At 70.1% G+C, this 22,813-nt stretch carries 23 protein-coding genes and 1 tRNA gene; 10 read left to right on the top strand and 14 right to left on the bottom strand.

Going from position 1 to position 22,813, the window contains the following annotated elements; genetic code table 11:
* The first annotated feature begins 12 nt into the window (after window positions 1–12).
* Entirely contained in the window at window positions 13–1,062 is a 1,050-nt protein-coding gene (locus ABT294_RS29115; protein WP_350809479.1) for an integrase core domain-containing protein, read from the top strand.
* 184 nt (window positions 1,063–1,246) lie between these two features.
* Here ABT294_RS29115 and ABT294_RS29110 read toward each other — a convergent pair.
* Window positions 1,247–1,320 (bottom strand) — tRNA-Ile (locus tag ABT294_RS29110).
* A 254-nt stretch (window positions 1,321–1,574) separates the two neighbouring features.
* Between ABT294_RS29110 and ABT294_RS29105 the strand changes: the two genes are divergently transcribed.
* A complete protein-coding gene (locus ABT294_RS29105; protein ID WP_350809478.1) occupies window positions 1,575–2,102 on the top strand; it encodes a histidine phosphatase family protein in 528 nt (175 codons plus the stop codon).
* A 183-nt stretch (window positions 2,103–2,285) separates the two neighbouring features.
* Here ABT294_RS29105 and ABT294_RS29100 read toward each other — a convergent pair whose 3' ends face one another.
* Window positions 2,286–3,728 carry a S1 family peptidase gene (locus tag ABT294_RS29100; RefSeq protein ID WP_350809477.1) on the bottom strand — a complete coding sequence of 481 codons (1,443 nt, stop codon included), beginning with the start codon at window positions 3,726–3,728 and terminating at the stop codon, window positions 2,286–2,288.
* A gap of 103 nt (window positions 3,729–3,831) precedes the next feature.
* Window positions 3,832–4,785, bottom strand: a complete 954-nt coding sequence (locus ABT294_RS29095; protein ID WP_350809476.1) for a LysR family transcriptional regulator — start codon at window positions 4,783–4,785, stop codon at window positions 3,832–3,834.
* A gap of 96 nt (window positions 4,786–4,881) precedes the next feature.
* On the opposite strand from ABT294_RS29095, the gene ABT294_RS29090 reads away from it, so the two are divergent.
* Window positions 4,882–5,106 carry a DUF6158 family protein gene (locus ABT294_RS29090; RefSeq protein ID WP_350809475.1) on the top strand — a complete coding sequence of 75 codons (225 nt, stop codon included), beginning with the start codon at window positions 4,882–4,884 and terminating at the stop codon, window positions 5,104–5,106.
* Window positions 5,106–5,342, top strand: a complete 237-nt coding sequence (locus ABT294_RS29085; protein WP_350809474.1) for a hypothetical protein — start codon at window positions 5,106–5,108, stop codon at window positions 5,340–5,342. The genes ABT294_RS29090 and ABT294_RS29085 overlap by 1 nt, the downstream gene beginning before the upstream one ends.
* On the opposite strand, the gene ABT294_RS29080 is transcribed toward ABT294_RS29085, so the two are convergent.
* Window positions 5,339–6,271, bottom strand: a complete 933-nt coding sequence (locus tag ABT294_RS29080; protein ID WP_350809473.1) for an NADP-dependent oxidoreductase — start codon at window positions 6,269–6,271, stop codon at window positions 5,339–5,341. The two genes, ABT294_RS29085 and ABT294_RS29080, sit on opposite strands and share 4 nt — an antisense overlap.
* A 94-nt stretch (window positions 6,272–6,365) precedes the next feature.
* Between ABT294_RS29080 and ABT294_RS29075 the strand changes: the two genes are divergently transcribed.
* Window positions 6,366–6,788, top strand: a complete 423-nt coding sequence (locus tag ABT294_RS29075) for a winged helix-turn-helix transcriptional regulator (RefSeq protein WP_350809472.1) — start codon at window positions 6,366–6,368, stop codon at window positions 6,786–6,788.
* A 45-nt stretch (window positions 6,789–6,833) separates the two neighbouring features.
* Here ABT294_RS29075 and ABT294_RS29070 read toward each other — a convergent pair whose 3' ends face one another.
* Window positions 6,834–8,087 carry a DUF1266 domain-containing protein gene (locus tag ABT294_RS29070; RefSeq protein ID WP_350809471.1) on the bottom strand — a complete coding sequence of 418 codons (1,254 nt, stop codon included), beginning with the start codon at window positions 8,085–8,087 and terminating at the stop codon, window positions 6,834–6,836.
* A gap of 91 nt (window positions 8,088–8,178) precedes the next feature.
* Here ABT294_RS29070 and ABT294_RS29065 point away from each other — a divergent pair, with 91 nt between their 5' ends.
* Window positions 8,179–8,958: a putative hydro-lyase gene (locus ABT294_RS29065; protein ID WP_350809470.1), complete on the top strand. Its 780-nt coding sequence runs from the start codon at window positions 8,179–8,181 to the stop codon at window positions 8,956–8,958.
* Here ABT294_RS29065 and ABT294_RS29060 read toward each other — a convergent pair.
* Window positions 8,921–11,140 (bottom strand): ATP-binding cassette domain-containing protein, encoded by a 2,220-nt coding sequence (locus ABT294_RS29060; RefSeq protein WP_350809469.1) that lies wholly within the window; start codon window positions 11,138–11,140, stop codon window positions 8,921–8,923. The genes ABT294_RS29065 and ABT294_RS29060 overlap by 38 nt on opposite strands.
* Before the next feature lie 48 nt (window positions 11,141–11,188).
* On the opposite strand from ABT294_RS29060, the gene ABT294_RS29055 reads away from it, so the two are divergent.
* Window positions 11,189–11,809 carry a TetR/AcrR family transcriptional regulator gene (locus tag ABT294_RS29055; protein ID WP_350809468.1) on the top strand — a complete coding sequence of 207 codons (621 nt, stop codon included), beginning with the start codon at window positions 11,189–11,191 and terminating at the stop codon, window positions 11,807–11,809.
* Here the strand turns inward: ABT294_RS29055 and ABT294_RS29050 are convergent.
* Entirely contained in the window at window positions 11,751–12,347 is a 597-nt protein-coding gene (locus ABT294_RS29050; protein WP_350809467.1) for a P-loop nucleotide/nucleoside kinase family protein, read from the bottom strand. The two genes, ABT294_RS29055 and ABT294_RS29050, sit on opposite strands and share 59 nt — an antisense overlap.
* Window positions 12,348–12,439: 92 nt before the next feature.
* Between ABT294_RS29050 and secY the strand changes: the two genes are divergently transcribed.
* Window positions 12,440–13,729: a preprotein translocase subunit SecY gene (gene secY, locus ABT294_RS29045; RefSeq protein WP_350809466.1), complete on the top strand. Its 1,290-nt coding sequence runs from the start codon at window positions 12,440–12,442 to the stop codon at window positions 13,727–13,729.
* Here secY and ABT294_RS29040 read toward each other — a convergent pair.
* The gene (locus ABT294_RS29040) at window positions 13,647–14,078 is read right to left on the bottom strand and encodes a carboxymuconolactone decarboxylase family protein (protein WP_350809465.1); all 432 of its coding nucleotides are present in this window, start codon (window positions 14,076–14,078) and stop codon (window positions 13,647–13,649) included. The genes secY and ABT294_RS29040 overlap by 83 nt on opposite strands.
* Window positions 14,079–14,100: 22 nt before the next feature.
* Window positions 14,101–14,505: a hypothetical protein gene (locus tag ABT294_RS29035; RefSeq protein ID WP_350809464.1), complete on the bottom strand. Its 405-nt coding sequence runs from the start codon at window positions 14,503–14,505 to the stop codon at window positions 14,101–14,103.
* Window positions 14,506–14,762: 257 nt separating this feature from the next.
* Between ABT294_RS29035 and sigJ the strand changes: the two genes are divergently transcribed.
* Window positions 14,763–15,698 (top strand): RNA polymerase sigma factor SigJ, encoded by a 936-nt coding sequence (sigJ, locus tag ABT294_RS29030; protein ID WP_350809463.1) that lies wholly within the window; start codon window positions 14,763–14,765, stop codon window positions 15,696–15,698.
* Window positions 15,699–15,776: 78 nt separating this feature from the next.
* Here sigJ and asnB read toward each other — a convergent pair whose 3' ends face one another.
* The 3 genes from asnB to ABT294_RS29015 form a co-directional block, all read right to left on the bottom strand.
* Complete coding sequence (gene asnB / locus ABT294_RS29025) at window positions 15,777–17,618, bottom strand: asparagine synthase (glutamine-hydrolyzing) (protein ID WP_350809462.1); 1,842 nt, start codon at window positions 17,616–17,618, stop codon at window positions 15,777–15,779.
* 76 nt (window positions 17,619–17,694) lie between these two features.
* Window positions 17,695–18,906 (bottom strand): cytochrome P450, encoded by a 1,212-nt coding sequence (locus ABT294_RS29020; protein WP_350809461.1) that lies wholly within the window; start codon window positions 18,904–18,906, stop codon window positions 17,695–17,697.
* A gap of 81 nt (window positions 18,907–18,987) precedes the next feature.
* Complete coding sequence (locus ABT294_RS29015; RefSeq protein ID WP_350809659.1) at window positions 18,988–19,620, bottom strand: TetR/AcrR family transcriptional regulator; 633 nt, start codon at window positions 19,618–19,620, stop codon at window positions 18,988–18,990.
* Window positions 19,621–20,116: 496 nt separating this feature from the next.
* On the opposite strand from ABT294_RS29015, the gene ABT294_RS29010 reads away from it, so the two are divergent.
* Window positions 20,117–20,668: a dihydrofolate reductase family protein gene (locus tag ABT294_RS29010; RefSeq protein WP_350809460.1), complete on the top strand. Its 552-nt coding sequence runs from the start codon at window positions 20,117–20,119 to the stop codon at window positions 20,666–20,668.
* Between the two features lie 134 nt (window positions 20,669–20,802).
* Here ABT294_RS29010 and ABT294_RS29005 read toward each other — a convergent pair whose 3' ends face one another.
* Window positions 20,803–21,495, bottom strand: a complete 693-nt coding sequence (locus ABT294_RS29005) for a response regulator (RefSeq protein ID WP_350809658.1) — start codon at window positions 21,493–21,495, stop codon at window positions 20,803–20,805.
* Window positions 21,496–21,587: 92 nt separating this feature from the next.
* Window positions 21,588–22,385 carry a sensor histidine kinase gene (locus ABT294_RS29000; protein ID WP_350809459.1) on the bottom strand — a complete coding sequence of 266 codons (798 nt, stop codon included), beginning with the start codon at window positions 22,383–22,385 and terminating at the stop codon, window positions 21,588–21,590.
* Window positions 22,386–22,813: the final 428 nt, after the last annotated feature.

Here is a 22,813-nt window from a genome sequence, read left to right as displayed (position 1 = left end):
GTGCTTGTCCGCTTGCTCTATCTGCTCGTGCTTCGGGTGTTCGGCTGGCTGATGTTGCTGGGCCGCGGTCACGCGTCGAAGGACGCGGAGATCATGGTGTTGCGTCACGAGGCGGCGGTGCTGCGGCGTCAGGTCGGACGCCCGAAGCCGGACTGGGCCGATCGGGCTGTTCTCGCGGCGTTGGCCCGGTGGTTGCCAGCGGTGCTACGCGCCCATCGGCTGGTCACTCCGGCGACATTGCTGGCATGGCATCGTCGCCTGTTGCGACGGGCCTGGACCTACCCGCATCGGCCCGGGCGTCCAGGAACGAGCTGGGAGATCCGGGACCTGATCATTCGCCTGGCGAGGGAGAACCCCGGATGGGGCCATCGACGGGTGCACGGGGAGTTGACGCGGCTTGGCTTCCAGGTCAGCGGGGCGACGGTACGGCGCATCCTGCGCTCGCGCCGTTTCGGCCCGGCGCCCCGACATCTCGACACCTCCTGGCGGACCTTCTTACGGTCGCAGGCTAAAGGGCTTCTGGCTTGCGATTTCTTCCATGTTGACTCGATCTTTCTGAAGCGCTTGTACGTGTTGTTCGTGATGGAGGTTCGAACGCGACGGGTGCACGTCCTGGGCGTGACCTCCCGTCCGACCGGGGCGTGGACCGCTCAGCAGGCCCGCAATCTCCTGATGGACCTCGGCGAGCGGGCAGGGTCGTTCCGTTTCCTCATTCGCGATCGGGATGCCAAGTTCACTGCTGTTTTCGATGAGGTGTTTGCCGCCGTGGGTATCACGGTGTTGAGGACGCCGCCGCGGACGCCGAGGGCGAATTGCTTTGCCGAGCGCTGGGTGCGGACGGTGCGGGCTGAGTGCACCGACCGCATGCTGATTTACGGAGAACGTCACCTGTGCTCGGTTCTGAACGAGTACATCGATCATTACAACGCGCATCGGCCGCATCAGTCCCGTGGGCAACGACCACCCGATCACGATGAGCATGTTGTGGTGCCGATGGAAGGCCGGATCGAACGCCACAAGATACTTGGAGGAGCGATCAGCGAGTACCGCCGAGCCGCCTAGCTTGACTGGTGAAACCCCAGATCAACCCACGTGCGCGCGATTTGACGCCCTACAGGTCTAAATGATCTACCGCCATACACGGTCCGTACACAAGAGCAACCGTCGAGCAACCAGCCATGATCAACAACGTGATCCGAGGCCGGCGAGAACCGAGAAACCCCAGGTCGGACGCGGTATTGAAGAGTAGGGCGGGTGGGACTTGAACCCACGACCCACGGATTATGAGTCCGATGCTCTGACCGGCTGAGCTACCGCCCCTGGATTCAGTTGTCTGGCCTGCGGGAGGCTTTACGGCAGGCTAAGGGTAGAGCATCGGATCCGGATATGCCCCCCTTGCGCCACCAGTGTGACCGCCCGCACCGCACATTGTTTCATGCCCGCGAGGGAAGATGGAGCCCAAAGCGATCATAGTCCCAGCGGCGCTCGCGGGGTACCGGGCTCTCCTGATGTGAGAGGGGGACGGATGCGAAATTTCTTCATCTGGGGCGGCGCCTCCCGGGTAGCGTCGGATCATGGCCGTCAGACTGATCTACGAGACGCACTCGATCACCGTGGACAACGAGATCGGCATCGCCACCGGGTGGCTGCCGGGCGAGTTGTCCGCTGCGGGGCGTGAGCTGGCCGCTGAGTTGGGGGCGCGGCGGCGGGACGTGGACGTGGTGTACGCGTCCGACCTGCGGCGTGCCGTGCAGACCGCGGAGATCGCGTTTCCGGACGGCAAGGAGATCAGGCTCGACTCCCGGCTCAGGGAGTGCGACTACGGGATCTACAACGGGCGGCCCGTCACCGAGGTGGCGGCGCTGCGGCGCAGGCACATCGACGCGCCGTGGCCGGGCGGGCAGAGCTACCGCCATGTCGTGGCGGAGACGGCGGCGTTCCTCGCGGACGTGATGAAGGAGTGGCAGGGATGCGCGGTGCTGGTCATCTCGCACTCGGCCAACCGGTGGGCGTTGCAGTACCTGCTGGAAGGGGTCCCGCTGGAGGAACTGGTGGACGCGCCGTTCGACTGGAAGCCCGGCTGGGAGTACAGCCTGGTGTGAGCCGCGGGAGGCGGAGGCCGACGGGACCGTTCCCGTGAGGAGGTTCGTGAACGTGGGGGGTCCGTGAACGTGGGGAGGTTCGTGAACGTGGGGAGCGTTCCTGCGAGGAGGTTCGCAGAAGTGGGGGAGTAGGGGGTGGCCGCCGGGGAGGAGGGCGCCCTGCTCCCCGGCCGGATCACGAGGCTACGGGTGGGTCAGGCCGAGGGTGTAGGAGCCTGAGCCGCTGTAGGCGTGGATGCGGAGCCGGTAGGTTCCGGCCGTCCCGTTGTAGCTGATCGTCTCGTCGGGGTTCGGGCTGTCGCTGGTCGCGACGACGGTCCAGGCGGAACCGTTCCACTTCTCCAGGTACAGGTCGAAGTCGGCGCCGGTGGGGCCGTCCAGGCAGGCGCTGTGCGTGCCGGACGTCGTCGTCTGGTACGAGGAGTTGTTCGGCTGGTAGGCGCTCTGGTTGGACGTCAGGGAGCCGGTGTACGTCTCGCGGTGGCCCTGGCACGTCGGGGGCGGGGTGCCGCCGGCGGTGATGAGCGTCAGACCGGCGGCGGAGAGGATCTCGCCGATGGGCTGGAAGTACGTGGTGCCGCCGCTGCTGCAGTTGCCGGAGCCACCGGACGTCATGCCCTGCGCCTGGTCACCGGAGATGAACGCGCCGCCGGAGTCGCCCGGCTCCGCGCACACGTTGGTGCGGGTCAGCCCGGACACGGTGCCTTCGGGGTAGTTGACGGTGGAGTTGAGCGCCTGGACGGTGCCGCAGTGCCACTGGGTGGTCGAGCCGGAGCGGCAGACCGCGCCGCCCACCTGGGTGACCGCCGAGCCGCGGACGGGCAGGATGCCGGCGCTGTAGCCGTTGACCACGCCGGGCGCGGTCCAGTTGGAGTTGGTCGCCACCCAGGAGTAGTCGTTGCCGGGGAAGGAGGAGATCTGGAAGGTGCCCTGGGCGACCTGGTTGTAGCCGGTGGTGGCGTCGCCGACGCTGCCGCAGTGGCCCGCGCTGGTGAAGCCGACCTGGGTGCCGCGCCTGGCGGCGAACCCGATGGAGCACCGGTACCCCTTGGACGGGATGTAGTAGGCGTCGCCGCCGCGGATGTCGTAGAACAGCCCGGGCCGTTCGGACGCCTGCTCGACGGTCACGGCCGCGGCGTCCACACCGCTCGCGGCCACCCAGCTCTGCGCCGCCGCCGGGTCGGCCGCCTGGACGGTGACGCTGTTCGCCTGCGGCGTGATGGCCCATCCGTACACCGTCGCGGGGGGAGCGGACGCCCGGTCGAGGCCGTCCTTGACGGCGGTGAGCTGGGCGAGGGTCCGCGTGACGATCCTGGCCTGCGCGCCGGCGGTGGCGATGGCGCCGGTGTCGGCCTTGTCGACGCTGGCCACGACGAAGGCGCTCTCCGGCCCCTCGTACCACGCGCCGGCGTACCGGTCGGCGAGCTTCTTGCGCAGCCCCGGCGCCGCGCCGTTGCCGCGTGCCTCGTTGGCCAGGCGGTTCACCGCCTGCTCCTTGGTGATGCCGAGGTCCCGCTGGAGGGCGTCCACCACTCCGGACGGCGGCTTCGCCGCGACAGCCGGAGTGGCGGTCATGACTAAGGCGCCGATCGCGATCGCGATCAGCGCGGGAGTGCGACGGAGCATGTCATCTCCTCTGCTGGGGGTGCCGTCACCGTAACGGCGGGCCGGGGGAGGCGAGGAGATGCCAGTTGTCCCCTATCTCCGTGTTATGGCGTGATGATGGGCGTCAATGGGGGTGGAGACGGGCGTTTGGGGTGGTGCCGAAGCCTGGGTTCCGTGCCAGCCAGTCGTTGTACACGGGGCTGCGCCGTACCGACTCGGTGTGGGCCTGTCTGGCCTGGGCGACGACCCACTCGGCGTCCGGCGCGGTGGGGTGCCGTCCGAGGAGTTGCCGCCAGCGCAGCGGCGCGCCCGCGAGCGGGACCATGACCAGGCCGGGCGCGGCCTGGTGGGTGGCCTGGCAGAGCACCACGGCGCGGCCGACCTGGGCGAGGTGGGCGCAGGTGGTCACGTCGGTCTCGTAGATCGTTCCGGGGGTGAAGCCGGCGCGGACGCAGGCCATGGCGAAGCAGTCGGCGAAGCAGCCGTCGCCCGGTGTGACCGCCCACTGCTCGTCCGCCAGTTCGGCCAGCTCCACCTCCTTCTCGGCGGCGGCCGGGTGCCGCTCGCCGACCAGCGTGAAGACCGGGTCGAGGCTGATCGTCTCCCACAGCAGGGAGCCGGAGGGCGTGCCGCTGTCGCCGCAGGCGCCGGTCAGCACGTAGTCCAGGCGGCCCATCTCGACCATGCTGGTCAGCTCGCGGGTCGACCAGGACGTGTACGTGCTCACGTGGCGTTCGGCGGCGACCCGGTCGACGAGCCCGCCCAGGATGGGGCCGTTGGTGGCTCCGATGCGGAAGCCGGGAGAGGAGGTGTGGGCGAATCGGAGGGCTTCGTCCTGTAACTCCTTGGCGGCGGGCAGGAGTACCCGGGCGCGGGCGAGCACCAGCTCGCCGAGCCGGGTCGGCCTGGCGCCGCGGCGGTCGCGTTCGAACAGGGCGCCGCCGAGCATCCGCTCGACGCGCTTGAGCTGGGCGGTCAGGGCGGGCTGCGCCAACCCGAGCAGGGACGCGGCCTTGCTGACACTTCCAGCGTCCGCGACCGCCCGAACGATCCTGAGGTGCCTGAGCTCGAGGTCCATAACGGGACGGTAAAGCGGCCGTCTCATCCAGACAATGGATTATGTCAGGAAATATGACAGATATTGTCGGGGGTCTTCTGGGGTAGGGGGCACCCCATGACGATGATGGGAATCGACCCAAGGGAACTCGGAGACCACGACCTGCTGCGTGAGCTGCGGCATCTCCATGCCACCCGTACCGACACCTTCCTGCACGGCTCGGACGACGCGCTCGCGACGCACACGTCCAGGACCAACGAGCTCGAATCGGAGTACCTGCGCCGCTACCCCGAGCGCCAGATCAACCCGGAACGGCTCAGGGAGGGAGCGAGGCAGCGCTGATGGACTGCGATCACGACGTGCAGGCCCTGTCGGACGTCGACATCCACGTGTACGAGGCGGTCGCGTCGCAGGTGCTCGAGGGCGGCGGCGCCGAGCCGGCGGCGCTGGTGCACGCCACCGGCCTCACCGACGAGGACGTGCGGCGGAGCCTGGCCAAGCTCGTCGGGCACGGCTACGTCGTGCCCAAGGGCGCCGGCTTCACCCTCGGCCCCCACACGTTCGAGGTCGAGTATTAGACGTCCAGCACGAGCTTGCCGGTGAACGCGCCGCTCTCCATCAGCTCGTGCGCCTTGGCGGCGTCGGCCAGCGGGAAGACCTGGTCCACGTGGGCGGTCAGCTTCCCGTCGGCCACCAGTCGCGCGATCGACTCCAGCGCCGCGTGGTCCGGCTCCACGCTGAAGCTGTCCCACCGGACGCCCGCCCTGTCGTACGCCTCGGCGTCCCCGTCGGTCATGCCCGCTGCCCCGACGAACGTGCCGTCAGGACGCAGCACCGGCAGCGACCGGCGCGGGTAGTCGCCGCCGACCAGGTCGACCACGACGTCGACCCCGGACACGGCCTCGGCGAAGTCGACGGCGGTGTAGTCGATCACCTCGTCCGCGCCCAGGCCGAGCACGAAGTCGTGCTTGCTCGCCCTTGTGGTGCCGATGACGTACGCGCCGCGCAGCTTGGCGAGCTGCACGACCAGGTGGCCGACCCCGCCCGCCGCCGCGTGGACGAGCACCCGCTGGCCGGGCCGGATCTCGGCGACGTCCTCGAACGCCTGCCACGCCGTCAGCGCGGCCATGGGCAGCGCGGCAGCCTGGACGTGGCCGACCCCGGCGGGCTTGCGGGCGAGCTGCCGCGGCCGGGCCACCACGTACTCGGCGTAGGCGGCGGCGGGGTGCGGGAAGTTCAGCATGCCGAACACCTCGTCGCCGGGCTTGAATCTGGCGGTGTAGCGTCCGGCCTCCTCGACCACGCCCGACACGTCCCAGCCGGGGGTGAGCGGCGGCTCGGTGTAGCGCGGCGGGTACGGCGTGCGCCGCAGCTTGTAGTCGGGCGGGTTCACGCCCGCCGCCCGGACCCGGACCAGCACCTCGTGCCGTTCCGGCACGGGCCGCTCGACCTCGGCGAGTTCCAGCACCTCGGGACCGCCGAAGGAACGGTAAACGATCGCGCGCATATTGCGACATCTCCTCGCTGAGTCGGTATGTCGCCATGCTTGCCGGGTCGGTATCTCTTGTGAAGAAGGCACCTGATTGGTATTCAGGTACCTCATGGGTACCAGGTTTCCGGATCTCCGTGCGTACGGCGGCGCGGACGCGTTCCTGCGGGCGTGCAAGCCCCGCACCGTCCTCGACATGCTCACCAACAAGTGGACGACGCTCGCCATGGGGGCCCTGCTCGACGGCCCCAGGCGCTTCAACGAGCTGCGCAGGATGCTGGACGGCATCACCCAGAAGATGCTCTCCCAGACCCTGCGGGCGATGGAACGAGACGGCCTGGCCACCCGCACCGTCTACCCGACGATCCCGCCGCGCGTCGAGTACGAGCTGACCGACCTGGGCAGGAGCGCCACCGCCATGCTGGGGGTCGTCGCCGCCTGGTCCGCCGAGCACGCCGATGAGGTGCTGGCCGCCCGCCAGGTCTACGACGAACGCGCGGCCAGGCCGGTCGAGCCGGTGGTCACGTCCGGCTGAGCCGGGCCCACAGCTGGGCGCGGAACCGCCTGCTGTGCCGCATGGTCAGGTGAAGGGGATGTTGAGCCAGGGGCTGTTCGGGTCGGTCGTCAGGATTCTGTGCGCCTTGAGCATGTCCTCGTACCAGTCACCGAACTCCTCCTCGTCGAAGTGGAGGCAACGTCCCAGGATGTAGGCCGCCGAGAACTCTTCCCAGGAACGGTAGTTGATCTTGCTGACCTGTCCGGCGCGGAGGACCGCCTGCTCGGCCTCCGCCAGGTCGCAGTAGCGGGCACCGAGCCCCCAGCGGGCCATCTTCGAGGCCCGCCCGTAGTCCCACGCCTCCACCGTGCGGACGAACCTGCCCTCGGCGAGCAGCCCGTCCGCACGGAATCGCGCCTCGTACCGGGTGATTCGTCCGATGAGGCGTTGTGCTCCGGCGACCTCGGCCTCCGTCTCGGAGGCGCTGTGGAGGGCCGTCCCGGTGACCCCGTCGGGGGTGGTCTCTTCCGCGGCGCGGTGCCGAATGACCCGAGAGGTCACCTGCCGCCAGTGGTCCACCTCGACCACGCCGCCGAAGTCGCGGGCGAGCGCGCTGCGTACGCGCAGCACGAATCCCCAGAACGGGCTGCTCATCCGGCCCTTGAGAAGCTCCTCCTCGGCACGCACCCACTCCTCTCGGCTGGTGATTCCCCACCACTCCTCCAGGCGTCTCCTCTCGCGGACGTAGCCGGTGCCATGCCAGCCCATCGCGTTCCAGAGTGAGGCGTTGTTCACGCAGAGAAGGGCCCCGCAGGCGAGACCGTGAGCGACGGGGCCGTGCAGCGGGCCCCCTGACCACAGCATGCGCAGCTGGTTTCGGCGAGGGTGGGGAATCCGGTCGGCGTGCCGGCGCCACGTCTGCCGATGGGCGGCCGTCGCGGGGAAGAACGCTTCGCAGGGGGTGCCGGGGTTGATGGCCAGCCATTCGTCGTCCTGGGGCCAGTCCTGGGCGAGCTGCTCCAGATCGGCCTCGAAGAAGACCGGGTCGGCCGCGGGCGCCGGGAGCATCCCGTCGGTGAGGAACACGAGACACCTGAAGTCAGGCCGAGGTCCCCAGGGCACGGCGCTGTAAGAGACCCAGCCGGGCTTGGAGTCGGCCTGGGCGCGTGACATCGCGTGATACAGGTCCGCGCCGGCGAGGACGTCGAAGTACGCGGCCCAGTCGCCGCGCGTCTTGGCCTCGTACAGATCACGTTCGGTGTCGCCGGGCGCCTGCCAGGAAGGGACGGGGCCCGCCGCCCCGGAAGTGCCCTGATTCTCCGCATTCCACGCCCCCATGGCCCAAGAGATTACAACCGTCCCACGGCCCTGCTCCCGGTGAACGAACGCCGCACAGCGCACCATCACTCGTCAGGCGTACTGTCGAGACGTGGATGTCGCTGACCTGACACCCGCGCAGGCGCGCGAGCGCTTCCGCGCGGGGGTGCGGGTGCCGACGGCGGGCTGGTGCAGGGGCTGGACGCAGGCCAACCTGATCGCGGTGCCCCGGCGGCTCGGCTACGAGCTGCTGCTGTTCGCCCACCGCAACGCCCAGGCCTGCCCGGTGCTCGACGTGGGCGAACCCGGCGTGCGGTCCACCGAGCTGTTCCCCGGCGACCTGCGCACCGACCTGCCCGGCTACCGGCTCTACCGCGACGGGCGTCCCGTCGCGGACCTCGACGACGTGATGCAGGAGTGGCGCGACGACCTGGTGCCGTTCCTCATCGGGTGCAGCTTCACCTTCGAGCAGGCGTTGCTGCGGGCAGGCGTCCCGGTCAGGCACCTGGAGCTCGGGACGAACGTGCCGATGTACCGCACGAGCGTGGCGTGCGAGCCGTCGGGCCCGCTGTCGGGCCCGCTCGTGGTGTCGATGCGTCCGGTGCCCGAGGAGCTGGTGGGCCTCGCGATCGAGGTGACCGGACGGTATCCGCTGGTGCACGGGGCGCCCGTGCACGCGGGGGACCCGGCCGCCATCGGGATCGAGGACCTCGGACGGCCCGACTTCGGCGACCCCGTGGAGGTTCGGCCGGGGGAGGTGCCGCTGTTCTGGGCGTGCGGGATGACGCCGCAGGCGGCGGTCATGGCCAGCGGGGTCGAGTTCGCGATCGGCCACCTGCCGGGGCACATGGCGATCATCGACGTCCGTGACGAGCAGTATCGAGTGACTTAGCGAGATATTTCGCGGTATAGGTGGAGGCTTGGCTGAGGGCGGCCGGGGTGCCCTCGAAGACCACCTCGCCGCCGTGCTGGCCCGCCTCCGGGCCCAGGTCGATGACCCAGTCGGCGTGCTTGACCACGTCCAGGTCGTGCTCGACGACGACGACCGTGTTGCCCGCGTCCACCAGGCGGTCGAGCAGCGCCAGGAGCGTGTCGACGTCCGCCATGTGCAGGCCGGTGGTGGGCTCGTCGAAGACGTAGACGTTGCCGCTCTCGTGCAGCCGGTGCGCCAGCTTCAGCCGCTGGCGCTCGCCGCCTGACAGCGTGCTCAGCGGCCGGCCCAGCGTCAGGTGGCCGAGGCCCAGCTCGCCGAGCCTGGACAGGCCAGGCAGGCTGTAGGCGCGGGCCGCCTCGTCCGCCGTCAGGTCCAGCACCTGCGCGATCGTCCTGCCGCCGAGCCGGTGGGAGAGCGCCTCGGCGCTGTAGCGGGTGCCGCCGCACACGTCGCAGGTCCGGGTCACCGGGTCCATGAACGCCAGGTCCGTCTTGATCTCGCCGCGTCCCTTGCACGCCGGGCAGGCGCCCGCCGAATTGAAGCTGAACAGGCCCGGCCGCACGCCGTTGGCCTCGGCGAACTGCCTGCGCAGCGGGTCCATCGCGGCCAGGTAGGTGGCCGGGGTAGAACGGGGGGAGGCAGCGATGGCCGACTGGTCGACGAGGATCGTGCCGGGGTGCTGGGCGACCAGCTCGTCCGTGGCCAGCGTGCTCTTGCCCGACCCCGCGACACCGGTGACCGACGTGAGCGCGCCCAGGGGCACGCGGACCGTCACGTTCTTCAGGTTGTGCGTGCGGGCGTCGCTGACCGTCAGCCATCCGGACGGCGTGCGGCAGGCGTCCTTGAACCCGGTGACCCGGTTGAGCATCCGCCCGGTGAGCGTGCCGCCCGCGCGCAGCCCCGAGACCGTCCCCTCGAACACCACCCTGCCGCCCTCGGAACCCGCGCCGGGCCCGAGGTCCACGACGTGGTCGGCCAGCGCGATCAGGTCGCGGTCGTGCTCGACGACCAGCACCGTGTTGCCCTTGTCGCGCAGTTCGAGCAGCAGGTCGCCGAGGCGGTGCACGTCGCGCGGGTGCAGGCCGACGCTGGGCTCGTCGAAGATGTAGGTCATCCCCGTGAGGCTGCTGCCGAGGTGGCGGACGGTCTTCAGCCGCTGCGCCTCGCCGCCCGACAGGGTGGGCGTCTCGCGGTCGAGGCTCAGGTAGCCGAGGCCGATCGCGTCGATCCTGCGCAGCGACTCCACCGCCGCGTCGGCCACCGGGTCGCCGAGCCCGTCGAGCAGCTCGATCAGGTCGGTGATCTCCATCGCGCACAGATCGGCGAGGTTGCGCCCGCCGATCAGCGAGGCCAGCGCCGCCGCGTTGAGCCGCGCGCCGCCGCACGCCGGGCAGGTGGCCTCGCGGACGACCTGTTTGGCGGCCTCGTCCAGGGAGTCGACGTCGCGGTTGAGGTGGAGCCGGTTGAAGCGGGTGACCACGCCCTCGTAGGTGTTCTCGTAGTCGCCCCTGTTCACCTTGAAGCCGCCGCCGTGCAGCAGCAGGTCGAGCTCCTTCGCGGTGAAGTCGCGCACCGGCTTGCCCGGGTCGAACAGGCCGGACCTGGCGTACAGCTGCCAGGCGTACGTTCCGACGGGGAAGAGGCGGATGGCGCCCTCGTCAAGCGACAGGTCCCGATTTATCAGTCGATCTAGGTCTACCTCCACCTTTCGTCCCATGCCGTCGCACTCGGGGCACATGCCCTGGGGGTCGTTGAACGAGTACGCGGTCGCGGGGCCTGCCGACGGCTCGCCGCGCCGCGAGAACAGCACGCGCAGGATCGGGTGGATCTCGGTCATCGTGCCGACCGTCGAACGGGCGTTGCCGCCGACCGGCTTCTGGTCCACGACGACGGCCGCGGTCAGGTTGGCCAGCCTCTCGGCCCGCGGGCGCTCGTGTTTCGGCAGCCGGTTCCTGACGAAGGCGCTGAACGTGGCGTTGAGCTGGCGCTGCGACTCCGCGGCGATCGTGGAGAACACGATCGAGGACTTGCCCGAGCCCGACACTCCGGTGAAGACCGTGAGCCGCTCCTTGGGCAGCCGTAGCGAGACGTCCTTCAGGTTGTTCTGCCGCAGTCCGGTGAGCACGATGTCGCGCGACATGCGATCCTCCATAGCTTTAGCTAACACCCATAGCGTAAGCTACATGCCGTGGCAGACATTCCCGACCGCAGAGCACGGCGCAGGGCCGAGACGCAGGCCGAGATCCTCGACCTCGCGCTCGACGTGATGGCCGAGGAGGGAGTCGCCGGGCTGAGCCTGTCGACGGTCGCCAGGCGGCTCGGCGTCCAGCCGCCCTCGCTGTACAGGTACTTCGCGTCCAGGAACGCGGTCTACGACGCGCTGTTCGCGCTGGGCCAGCAGGGGTACCTCGACGCGGTCCGGGAGGCCGCCGAGTCGCACCCGCCCGGCCTGCGGGCGCTCGGAGCCTCGTACGAGGCGGGCGCCCGGTGGATCATGGCCAACCAGGTGCTGGCCCAGCTGCTGTTCTGGCGTCCGGTGCCCGGGTTCACGCCGTCCGAGCAGGCGTACGCGCCCGCCCTCGCCATCCGCGCGCACTTCGCCGCCCTGATCGGCGACGCGGTGGAGCAGGGCGAGCTGCACCCCGACGCCACGAGTGAGGAAGGGCTCGACCTGGCGGCCGCCCTGATCGCCGGGCTCGTCTCCCAGCAGCTCAGCAACCAGCCCGACGCGGGCTACGAGCAGGGCCGCTTCACCCGCCTGGTGCCGCGCCTGCCCGCCCTGCTCGCGGCCGCATACCCGCCGCGCTGAGCTGCGCCTCCAGCGGCGCCGCCCCCGGCCGGTTGTCGATCTCCAGATGCGGGACGGCCGGAGGCTCGTCCACCATGATCGCCTTCAGGTACGCCTCGAACGCCGCCAGCTTGCCCGCGTCCCTGCCGAGGCCCCTGGCGACCAGGCGCTCGCGCAGCGTCGGCCCGTCGGAGCGGACCCACACCAGCTGGACGGGCGGGCCGCCCAGCTCCTCCACCCACCGCCGCCACAGCTCGGCCGAGTGGACCTGGCTGGTGAACGGCCCGTCGAGCATCACCGGGCAGCCGTGCCCGCGGATCTGCCTGGCCAGCCGCGTCAGGCCCGCGTACTCGAAGCGCTTGACGTGCTCGTCGTACCACGGGCCCTCGCGCTCGCCCGGCTCCCTGCCGTACCCCTCCAGGACCTTGGCCACGAAGTCGCCGTACACCGTGTCCTTGTCGAGCAGGGCGGGCGGCGGGTCGAGGTGGGCCAGCAACGCCGCCGCCACCGTGGACTTGCCCGCCCCCGGCGGCCCGCTGATCACCCAGACAGGAGTCATGCGGCCAGTCTGCCGCGTACGCGGATCTGCGTACGCCGGTGCCGCGCCTCAGCGGACGACCCCGCGCCGCCGCGCGGCCAGACTCAAGGCTCATGCTTACCGTGTTCGCCAGGGCGTTCCGCGTGCCGGAACTGCGCAAGAAGCTGCTGTTCACGCTGGGAGTCACCGCGCTCTTCCGGTTCGGGCAGTTCCTGCCGTCGCCGGGCGTGAACGTCGTGGCGATCCAGCAGTGCATGGGGTCGGCGCGGGGCGGGCTGTTCGACATGATGCAGCTGCTGAGCGGCGGCTCGATGCTCAAGCTGTCGGTGTTCGCGCTGGGCGTCATGCCGTACATCACCGCCAGCATCATCCTGCAGCTCTTCGCCGTCCTGGTGCCCCGGCTGGACCAGCTCAGGAAGGAGGGCCACGCGGGCCAGGCGAAGATCACCCAGTACACGCGGTACCTGACCGTCGGGCTGGCCACGCTCAACGCCACCACCGTCGTCGCGCTGGCCCGCACCGGGCAGCTGCTGCCGGGGTGCGCCACCCCGCTCCTGCACGACCAGAGCCTGCTCGCCGTCACCGTGATCGTCTTCACCATGGTGGCCGGGACGTGCGCTGTCATGTGGCTGGGCGAGCTGGTCACCGAGCGGGGGATCGGCAACGGCATGTCGATCCTGATGTTCACGCAGGTCGTGGCCGTGTTCCCGTCGTACGTGTCGACCATCCTGCTGGTCAACCCCGTCGCGCTCGCCGTGATGCTGGTGTCGGGAGTGTTCCTCGTCGCCGCCGTGGTTTTCGTGGAGCAGGCGCAGCGGCGCATCCCCGTCCAGTACGCCAAGCGGATGGTGGGGCGGCGGATGTACGGCGGCAGCAGCACCTACATCCCGCTCAAGGTCAACCAGGCGGGGATCGTGCCGGTCATCTTCACCTCGTCGCTGCTGTATCTGCCGACGCTGGCCGCGCCGCTGCTCGGGGACGAGGTGGGCGGCTGGGTGGCGCGCAACCTGACGTCCGGGACGCATCCGCTGTACATGACCGTGTACGTGCTGCTCATCGTCGGGTTCGCCTACTTCTACGTGTCGATCACCTTCAACCCGGTGGAGATCGCCGACAACATGAAGCGGTACGGGGGATTCGTCCCCGGGCTGCGGCCTGGGCGGCCGACCTCGCAGTACCTGGCCTACGTCCTGTCGCGGCTGACGGCCCCCGGAGCGCTCTACCTGGGAGGACTCGCGCTGATCCCGCTGGTGGCCTTCGCCGTCCTGCGTGACCCGGGGACGCAGCAGAACTTCCCGTTCGGCGGGACGAGCCTGCTGATCATGGTCGGCGTCGGCCTGGAAACCGTGAAGCAGATCGAAGCCCAGCTCCAGCAGCGCAACTACGAGGGCTTCCTGAGATAGCGGCCCGCCCACGGTCGGCCTGCCCACGGGCCGCCTCCACGAGCTCCAGGGCGACCCGTTCGGCGCCGGTGAAGTAGGGGGCGTCCTGCCATGAGGCGACAGCGGTGATGCGCTCCTCGGTCTCCCCGGCCTTGCGGAGGAGGCCGGTTTGCCGGACGGTGTGGTACGTGCTGCCGACGATCTGCCCGGCGCGGAGCTGCACCAGGCTGATGGTGGTCTGCGGAATCGAACCGTTCCGGGTGGCCTTGGACATGGCTCCGGCGATCTGTGCCAGCTCGGGGAAGAACTGGGCGGGGTCGGGCAGACGCGACCGGAGGTCGTCCTGCTCGGTCGTCGTGGGTATGGACATGCAGGGTCTTCCCTTCTCCATCTCAGCGGTGGTCTGGTCGGGGCAGAGCGCGTCGGCCGCCCAAGACCTGGCGCAGCTGAAGGACGCTGATGCCGAACAGCAGGACGCCCAAGGGGACGTGCAGGGTCTTCACGTGCGCGATGCCCAGCACTATCTGCGCCAGCGTGAGCCCCAGGAACCCGATCGCGGACAAGATGGGCCTGGGCGAGCCGCCGCCCGGCCGCCACACCAAGATCGCGGCGACCAGGTGCAGCACCGCCGCGGTGAACACCCCGTACGCCGAAACACTGTGCAGCACCCGTCCGTCGGGCGAGGACAACAACAGTCCGGCGGTGATCGGCGCGGCGAAGACGGCCAAGGTTTGCAGGGCGATCACGACACGGAAGAACATGGGCTTGTCCTGCTTGGTCGTCGTGGGCGTGGACATGCGGGGTCTTCCCTTCTCAAGCCCAGCGGTGGTTGGAGGCTTACGATCTGGTCCACCATCCAGCGGGACGATCATGCGTTGCGACGGCGATCCGCGGACCGGCCGGGGGCGCTGGGCTTCTTACGTGCTGGATGGTGTCTCATTAGTCCGACGACACAGCCGCTGGGAATGTGAGGCGACCCGCCGACCTCACATTCCGCGGCGTTGTCTCGTCGATCTGGTGAGGGCAGATGCACCCAAGGAAAGTCGGCGACACCATGACCACCCAGTCCGAGCCACGGCACGATCCGAGCCTGAGCGCGATCATGAGCGAGCGGCGTCAGCTGATCAATCTGGCGTACCGGCTCCTCGGCTCCCTGGCCGATGCCGAGGATGTCGTACAGGAGACGTACGCCCGCTGGTACGCCATGTCCCGGCAGCAGCAGGAGGCCATCGTGTCCCCCGGCGCCTGGTTGACGACGGTCGCCAGCCGCATCTGCCTCGACCTGCTCGGCTCGGCACGGGCCCGGCGGGAGCGCTACGTGGGCGAATGGATCCCGGAGCCGCTGCCCGATCGTACGGAGTGGATCAGCGGGCGGCCGGGCGGCACCTCAAGTGACCCGGCCGACCGGGTCACTCTCGACGAGTCGGTCAACATGGCCTTCCTCGTCGTGCTCGAATCGATGACCCCGGCCGAGCGTGTCGCGTTCATCCTGCACGATGTCTTCCGCTACGCCTTCGCCGAAGTGGCCGAGATTGTCGGCCGTACGCCGGCGGCGTGCCGCCGGCTGGCCTCGTCGGCCCGCCGTCGCATTGGCGCGTCGCAGGCTCACGCGGCCTCGACGGCCCGGCAGGCCGACCTCGTCAGGGACTTCAAGCAGGCCTGGGAGGCCAAGGACATCGACGCCCTCATCGGCCTCCTCGACCCCGACGCCACGGCGACCGGCGACGGCGGCGGCCTGGTCAGCACCGCGCTCCGTCCGATCGAAGGCGGCGAGCGGATCGCGCGCTACGCCGTCGACATCGCCGGCAGGGTACCCGGCCTGACGCTCCTGGAGCGCAGGGTCAACGGTCAGCCCGGTCTGGTGGCTCAGCAAGACGGCGTCACCGTGGTGGTGATGGCGTTCGACGTCGCAGGCGACCGGATCAAGCACATCTGGGGCGTACGCAACCCCGAGAAGCTCCGGTCGTGGACGGCGGGGCCACAGCACTAGAGGACGTCCGCCCAAGCAAGCCGATGCCGAACTGCTGACCCTGCCGGTGGCTCGGGTGCACTCCGAGGCCCGTTGGGCTCAGCTGAGCGTCAGGTCCGGGGAGTACAGGTCGATCCAGAGGGCGAGGTTGAGGGTCATCTCCAGGCCGCGTCGGGACGCCTGGCTGATCTGGGGTACGTCGGTGCCGGCGGCGCGGGCGAGCCGTTCGCGGCTGACCAGGTCGAACACCCGGTGCGAGGGGGTGCTCAGGAGGTCCTTGACCTGGTTCTGCAGTGCTACGGCGTATGCGGGGTCCTGGGTGGAGGGGTAGGGGCTCTTGACCCTCTCGTACACCGACCGGGGGAGCAGGTCGGCGGTGGCCTCGCGCAGCAGGCTCTTCTCCCGGCCGTCGAACGACTTCAGCTCCCAGGGGGCGTTGTAGACGTACTCCACCAGCCTGTGGTCGCAGAACGGCACGCGGACTTCCAGGCCGACCGCCATGCTCATGCGGTCTTTGCGGTCCAGCAGGACGCGGACGAAGCGGGTGAGGTGAAGGTGGCTGATCTGCCGCATCCGGTACTCGAAGTCGCTTTCGCCGTCGAGGCGTTGGATCCCGGCCACCGCCTGGCGGTAGCTGTCCTGGACGTAGCTGCCGAGGTCGAGGGCGTTGGTGACGTCCTGGTTGAGGACGTGGTCGTCGTCGCCGAAGTGCTGTCGGAGGCGCACCAGCCAGGGGAAGGTGTCGGCGGCCCGGGCCGCGGGGTCGAAGAACTGCTGGTAGCCGCCGAACACCTCGTCGGCGGACTCTCCCGACAGGGCTACCGTCGAGCGCTGCCTGATGGCCTTGAACAGCAGATACAGGGAGGCGTCCATGTCGCCCATGGCGATGGGGAGGTCCCTGGCCCGGATCACGCGGACCCGTACCTCGGGGTCGGCCAGCTGGTCGGAGCTGAGCACGATGTCCTGATGCTCGGTCGCGGAGTTGCCGGCCACGTCGTGGACGTAGGGACCGTCCGGGGTCGCGCGTAGGTCGTCGGGGATGAAGTTCTCGCTCTGGCCGACGAAGTCGACGGCGAAGCTGCGGATCTTCTCCCCGGCCGCGGCGAGTTGACGGGCGGCCAGGGCGGTCATGGCCGAGGAGTCCAAGCCGCCGGAGAGCAGGGTGCAGCGCGGTACGTCCGCGACGAGCTGGCGGCGGATGATGTCCTCCAGCAGCTCCCGCACCCGGGTGATGGAGTCGTCCCTGTCGTCGGGATGCGGCCGGGTCTGCAGCGACCAGTAGATGCGGGTGCGGATGCCCTCCGGGCTGACGGTGACCACCGTGCCCGGCTCGACCTCGCGCATCCCCTGCCAGATGGCATGGCCGGGGGTCTTGACGAACGCGAACGTCTCCCGCAGGCCGTCCAGCGTCACGGTGCGCGAGGCGAGGGGGTTGGCGAGGATCGCCTTGGGCTCGGAACCGAACAGCACCCCGTCGGGGGTGGGGTGGTAGTAGAGGGGTTTGATGCCCATCCGGTCGCGGACCATGACGAGCTTGTGCTCGCGGGCGTCCCAGATGGCGAAGGCGTACATGCCGTTGAGCCGCTCGGTGACGGCCTCGCCCCACTCCAGGTAGCCGTGCAGCACCACCTCGGTGTCGGAGTCGGTGGTGAAACGGTGGCCTCGGGCGGTGAGCTGCTGCCGCAGCTGCGTGAAGTTGTAGACCTCGCCGGAGTAGACCATGACCACCGTCTCGCCCGCGTCCTGGACGCTCATGGGCTGCCGGCCGCCGGGCAGGTCGATGACGGCCAGTCGTCGATGGCCGAGTGCGGCGTGGCCCTGGATCCAGGTGCCGCTGTCATCCGGGCCGCGGCAGGCCATCGTCTGCGTCATCGCGTCCACGATCGCCTGCTCGGCGCGCAGATCCCGCTGATAAGAGATCCATCCCGCAATACCGCACACGGTCTTCCTCCGTTTCGGTTGCTGGTGTGCCGTCGGCACGGTGAACGGCCGAGGCGCCGACAGAGATAGTCGTTGATCACCTGTCCCAGGTGACGGGAAGGGCGTGAACGCCGTAGATGAACATGTCGTCGCGCATCGGGACCTGCTCCGGCGGTACGGCAAGGCGAAGGGTGGGGAAGCGGCCGAGCAGGGCGGGGAAGGCGATGTGCATCTCGACGCGGGCCAGTTGCTGGCCCAGGCACTGGTGGACGCCGTGTCCGAAGGAGACGTGCTGCGAGGGCTCGCGGGTCAGGTCGAGCTCGTCGGGGTCGGCGAAGTGGTCGGGGTCGCGGTTGGCGGCGGCCAGGGCGAGCAGGACGGTCTGTCCGGCGCGGATGAGCTGGCCGCCGATCTCGACGTCCTGGCGGGCGACCCTGACGGGGCCGAACTGCAGGATGGTCAGGTAGCGCAGGAGTTCCTCGACCGCGTGTTCGATGACCTCGGGGTGCTCGCGCAGAGTATGCAGCTGGTCGGGGTGGCGCAGCAGGCCGTAGGTGCCCAGGGCCAGCATGTTGGCGGTCGTCTCATGTCCGGCGACCAGCAGCAACAGGCCGATGCCGGCCAGTTCCTCGTCGGTCAGCGCCGTCTGCGGGTCCTGTGCTGCTTGGATCAGGGTGCTGAGCAGGGCGTCGTCGGGGTGCTCACGTTTGGTGGCGACCAGGTCGCGCATGTACTGCCGCAGCGCCTGGCGGGCCTGCCGCGCCTCGTCTTCGGGGACGTCGAGCTTGAGGAGGGTGGCGGTGCGCTGCTGGAAGCCGTCCCGGTCGGCGTAGGGCACGCCGAGCAGCTCGCAGATCACCAGCGAGGGGATCGGCCGGGCGAAGGCCGGCACGAGGTCCACTGTGGGGCCGGCCTGGTGCATGGCGTCGAGGTGGTCGGCGACGATCCGCTCGATCCTCGGGGCCAGGGCGCGCATCTGGCGCACGGTGAAGTAGCGGGTGAGCATGCGCCGGTAGTGGGTGTGTTGCGGGGGGTCCATGTTCAGCAGCAGCCCGGGGCGGTCCTCGGGGCGGAACAGGTTGCGGCGCACCGGGGAGGAGGCCCTTTCGCGGTCGGAGCTGAACCGGTCGTCGGCCAGCACCGCGCGGACGTCCTTGTGCCGGGTCAGCAGCCAGCCCACGGTTCCGTCGGGGAAGGCCAGAGGGGCGATCGGCCGCTGTCGTTGCAGGCTCTGGTACTGCGAGGGCGGATCGAACGGGCAGCTGCGCTGTGTGGGCAGGGTCACGGCGAGGGACTGGGCTGCGTTCATGGGACGGCTTCCCCTTCATCCGGTGGTGGTGCTCACAGCCCCATAGTACGCCTTCGTACTATACGCACAATACCGGAGTCGTCACCTTCTGTGTTCATGCGGGGTGCCGAGCAGGGGAGCCAGCGCCCGGTCCACGACCCGGTCGACGAGCGCGCGGTCGGGTTCTGCGCCTTCGATCAGCACCTGCATCAGCACCAGCGACAACGGCATCTCCAGCAGCAGGTCCGCATCGACGCCGTCGGGGATCTCCCCACGCTGACGTGCCCGGGCAAGCATCGCCTTGGCGGCTTGGCGGAGCGGACGGCGCAGCCGCTCGCGGCGCAGGCGGGCGAGCTCGGCGTCGGTTCTGCTGCCCTCCAGCAGCGCGATCGCCAGTCCGCGATCGAGGTGCGTCCAGCCGGCCAGCCACGAGATGAGCAGGTGTCGCAGGTCTTCGACGAGGCAACCGGTGTCGTGGTCGGTGATGTGCGGCCGGTGCTGTTCCAGGGCGGCCACCGCCAGGCGGGCCTTGGACGGCCAGCGCTGATAGAGCGTGGCCTTGCTGGCCCGGGCGCGCTGCGCGACCATGTCCATGGTCAACCGTTCATAGCCCACCTCGGCGAGCAGCTCCAGGACGGCGTCCAGGACCTCCCGGCGTCGATCGGGATTGCTCAGTGGAACCTTGCGCGGCCCGCGCGTTTCCCGCAGCGCGGAAGCCGCATCACCGCTCGACATCACGCCTGTCCCTCCTGCATGCGATCCGCGCCGCCGACGCGTTGCATGCACCGTAGCCCTTCGCCTACCCGCCGCATACGCCAAGCTACTGCCGTTTCAAGGCTGTTCGGCATCGATGCCTGGCTGGTGACCAGGTTCCGCACAGTGCTGCGTCACCCGGAGTGGGACAGCAACGCGCTGGTCCCTCCGCTGCTGCGGCCCGACGCGCCGACCGGTGAGGAGGAGGGCGCCGAGATGCGCGCGGGCGGCGGCGTCGTCTGCCTCGCCGGTCGCGGGCCTGGCGAGCCCGGATCTTCTCCTTGCGGGCGCTGTTCTTGGTGATGAGCGGCGTCCTGCCGGCGAGCAAGCGCCGTCTCGCGGCTCGGCATGCATCGTGAACTGCCAGCGAGGCCGGCTCGTGTTCATGCCTCCAAGACCTTAAGCCCGTCGGAAGGAGATCGTAAGACCTTTCCGCCACTGTGGAGCCACGAGACAACGGCACGGAGAGGAAGCACCCATGCGCAGGCTCAAGCTCCAGGTCCAGGTCACCGTTGATGGCTACATGGCCGGCCCCAACGGCGAGATGGACTGGATGATGCTCCCGTGGACTGGCGATATCAATGCCTACATCAACGCTCTCGAAGAGTCGGTTGACCGCATCCTGCTCGGTCGCAAGCTTGCCGAAGGGTTCATCCCGGCCTGGGCCTCGCGTCCTGAGAGCGAGGACGAGAAGACCATCGACTGGATGAACAACACCCCCAAGGTCGTGATCTCCAACTCGCTCACCGAGTCGCCCTGGGAGAACGCGACCGTGGTCGGCGGTGACCTCGCCGAAACGATCAACCAGCTCAAAGCGCAGCCGGGCGGCGACATGATCGTCTACGGCGGCGGCTCGCTCGTCGCGAGCCTCATCGCCAACAAGCTGATCGACGAACTCCACCTGTTCGTCAACCCGACCGCGAGCGGCGCCGGGATGCCGGTGTTCGCCGACCGCACGGAGCTGCGCCTCGTCGCGGCACGGTCGTTCGAGTGCGGGATCACCGCGCTGCACTACGAGGCGAAGCGCTAGCGAGGACAGGTCCTCGATGAGCGCCGTTCTGGCGGGCCTGGGCGGTCGGCATCGTCGGGCCGCCTGGGCGCCCGGGGTGGGTCAGGTGGGTTCGGCCGGTCGGCGTCGGCGGGTCGCCGGGCGTCCGGGGCGGGTCAGGTGGGCAGGGCGAGGCCGGCGCGCATGGCGAAGACGACCAGCTGGGCGCGGTCGCGGGCGCGCAGCTTCACCATGGCCCGGCTGACGTGCGTGCGCACGGTGTCGGGACTGATCACCAGCTCCTTGGCGATCTCCTCGTTCGACCTGCCCGTGGCCACCCACGCGACCAGCTCCCGCTCGCGGGGGGTGAGCGTGTCGAGCCCCTCCACGGGCTCCGTGCCGTGCCGTCCGAACAGGCCGATGACCTTCCTGGTGATCGCGGGTGAGAGCAGCGCCTCGCCCGCCGCCACCACGCGGACCGCGTTGACCAGTTCGTCAGGGGCGCTGTCCTTGAGGACGAAGCCGCTGGCCCCGGCCTGGAGGGCGGCGAAGACGTACTCGTCCACGGCGAACGTGGTCACCACCACGATCCTGGTGCCGCTCAGCTGCCGGTCGTCGGCGATCGCCCTGAGCGTGGCGAGACCGTCCATGCCGGGCATGCGGATGTCGAGCAGCAGCACGTCCGGGCGGGTCTCCCGGATGAGCCGCAACGCCGCTGCCCCGTCAGCCGCCTCGCCGACGCACTCCAGGCCCGGCTCCCGCTCGATGAGCGCCCTCAAGCCCATCCGCACCACCGCCTGGTCGTCGGCGATGGCCACCCTGACACCGCCGTCCTGCCGGGCGTGATCGGCCGGAGGGTGTTCGGGCACGGTGTGACCGGCCGAGCTTTGATCGGCCAGGGGGTGTTCGGGCACGGTGTGACCGGGCACGGTGTGACCGGGTGGGGTGTGTTCGGGTGGGGTCACGCAGCGTCCTGCGGGAACGTGGCGACGACGCGGAAACCGCCGTCCGCGCCGGGGCCGGCGGCGAACCGCCCTCCCGCCGCGATCACCCGGGCGCGCATCCCGGCGAGCCCCCGGCCCTCGACGGCCCCGGACTGGTCGCCGTCCGCGCCTGCCCGGCCGCTGCCCCGGTCGGAGATCTCCAGGACGAACGCGCCAGAGGCGTGGCCCACCCGCACCAGCGCCGTCGTCGGACCGGCGTGGCGCAGGACGTTGGTGAGCGACTCGCGGACCACTCGGTACACCGTGTCCCGGAGGTGGGCGGGCACGTCCAGGGTGGCGGGCTCGACGTCCACCACCAGCCCAGCGGCACGGACGCCGTCGATCAGGCCCGCCAGATCCTCCCCACGCGCCCGCCCGTCACCGCTTGCCCAGCCGTCGCCGCGTTCCCTCTCCTCGACGGGCGTCCGCACGCCGGCAGGCGTGAGCGCGGCTGTCGTCGCGTCGGTGCTCGCCATCGGGGCGTCGGGGTTCCTTGAGGCGGCGGGTGAACGCGGCGGGTCGAGGCGGTCGAGGGCCGCGCGGAGCTGGGTGAGCGCCGTGAGGCTGGTCTCCCTGATGGCCTGGAGCGAGGCGCGCGCCTGCTCGGGGTTCTCGTCGAGGGTGACGAGCGCGACGCCCGCCTGCATGGCGATGGCCGCCAGCCCGTGCCCGGCGGCGTCGTGGACCTCACCGGCGATCCGCGCCCGCTCCAGCGCGATCGCGTCCGCCGCCGTCGGCACCAGCCCGCCTCTGAGGGACGCGCGATCGCCGGACACGCCACCGACGAGCCCGCCCTCACGGAGAGACGCGGCACCGAGCGCCCGGCCGTCCACGCGCGCGCCACCGACAGACGCGCCACCGAGGGGCCCGCCGTCAACGGAGCTGCCGGATGGGCTACCGAGGGGTCGACCGGCTGCGGGCGCGCCATCGACGGTCGCGCTGCCGAGGGGCGCACCTTCCGCGAGCGCGCCATCGGCGGGGGAGCCGGTGCCGCCGTCGCCTGAGAGGGGGGCGTGGAGCGGTCGGATGGTGGGGGAGACGTCGAGGGCGGCGGGGATGCCCCAGGCCGTGGCCGGTGACCCGGGCCGCGCCTGGCCCGAGTGCGCGAGCCACCACCCGCGCGAGCAGGTGACGATGAAGGGTGGCACGACGTTCACCTTCGTCACCGACGGGATCGGGGCGGCCATGGCTCAGGCCCGCGAGG

Origin of the sequence: Nonomuraea sp. NPDC000554 (assembly GCF_040300065.1) — a bacterium.
Classification (GTDB): domain Bacteria; phylum Actinomycetota; class Actinomycetes; order Streptosporangiales; family Streptosporangiaceae; genus Nonomuraea.
The sequence above is the reverse complement of the archived record's forward strand: the minus strand, read 5'-3'. Positions and strand labels throughout refer to the sequence as shown.

What these genes read in the sequence shown, in the direction of transcription:
- ABT294_RS29105 (WP_350809478.1), top strand. Translation starts at nt 1,575, where the DNA reads ATGGCCGTCAGACTGATCTACGAGACGCACTCGATCACCGTGGACAAC.
- ABT294_RS29100 (WP_350809477.1), bottom strand. Translation starts at nt 3,728, where the DNA reads ATGCTCCGTCGCACTCCCGCGCTGATCGCGATCGCGATCGGCGCCTTA.
- ABT294_RS29095 (WP_350809476.1), bottom strand. Translation starts at nt 4,785, where the DNA reads ATGGACCTCGAGCTCAGGCACCTCAGGATCGTTCGGGCGGTCGCGGAC.
- ABT294_RS29090 (WP_350809475.1), top strand. Translation starts at nt 4,882, where the DNA reads ATGACGATGATGGGAATCGACCCAAGGGAACTCGGAGACCACGACCTG.
- ABT294_RS29085 (WP_350809474.1), top strand. Translation starts at nt 5,106, where the DNA reads ATGGACTGCGATCACGACGTGCAGGCCCTGTCGGACGTCGACATCCAC.
- ABT294_RS29080 (WP_350809473.1), bottom strand. Translation starts at nt 6,271, where the DNA reads ATGCGCGCGATCGTTTACCGTTCCTTCGGCGGTCCCGAGGTGCTGGAA.
- ABT294_RS29075 (WP_350809472.1), top strand. Translation starts at nt 6,366, where the DNA reads ATGGGTACCAGGTTTCCGGATCTCCGTGCGTACGGCGGCGCGGACGCG.
- ABT294_RS29070 (WP_350809471.1), bottom strand. Translation starts at nt 8,087, where the DNA reads ATGGGGGCGTGGAATGCGGAGAATCAGGGCACTTCCGGGGCGGCGGGC.
- ABT294_RS29060 (WP_350809469.1), bottom strand. Translation starts at nt 11,140, where the DNA reads ATGTCGCGCGACATCGTGCTCACCGGACTGCGGCAGAACAACCTGAAG.
- ABT294_RS29050 (WP_350809467.1), bottom strand. Translation starts at nt 12,347, where the DNA reads ATGACTCCTGTCTGGGTGATCAGCGGGCCGCCGGGGGCGGGCAAGTCC.
- secY (WP_350809466.1), top strand. Translation starts at nt 12,440, where the DNA reads ATGCTTACCGTGTTCGCCAGGGCGTTCCGCGTGCCGGAACTGCGCAAG.
- ABT294_RS29040 (WP_350809465.1), bottom strand. Translation starts at nt 14,078, where the DNA reads ATGTCCATACCCACGACGACCGAGCAGGACGACCTCCGGTCGCGTCTG.
- ABT294_RS29035 (WP_350809464.1), bottom strand. Translation starts at nt 14,505, where the DNA reads ATGTCCACGCCCACGACGACCAAGCAGGACAAGCCCATGTTCTTCCGT.
- sigJ (WP_350809463.1), top strand. Translation starts at nt 14,763, where the DNA reads ATGACCACCCAGTCCGAGCCACGGCACGATCCGAGCCTGAGCGCGATC.
- ABT294_RS29020 (WP_350809461.1), bottom strand. Translation starts at nt 18,906, where the DNA reads ATGAACGCAGCCCAGTCCCTCGCCGTGACCCTGCCCACACAGCGCAGC.
- ABT294_RS29015 (WP_350809659.1), bottom strand. Translation starts at nt 19,620, where the DNA reads ATGTCGAGCGGTGATGCGGCTTCCGCGCTGCGGGAAACGCGCGGGCCG.
- ABT294_RS29010 (WP_350809460.1), top strand. Translation starts at nt 20,117, where the DNA reads ATGCGCAGGCTCAAGCTCCAGGTCCAGGTCACCGTTGATGGCTACATG.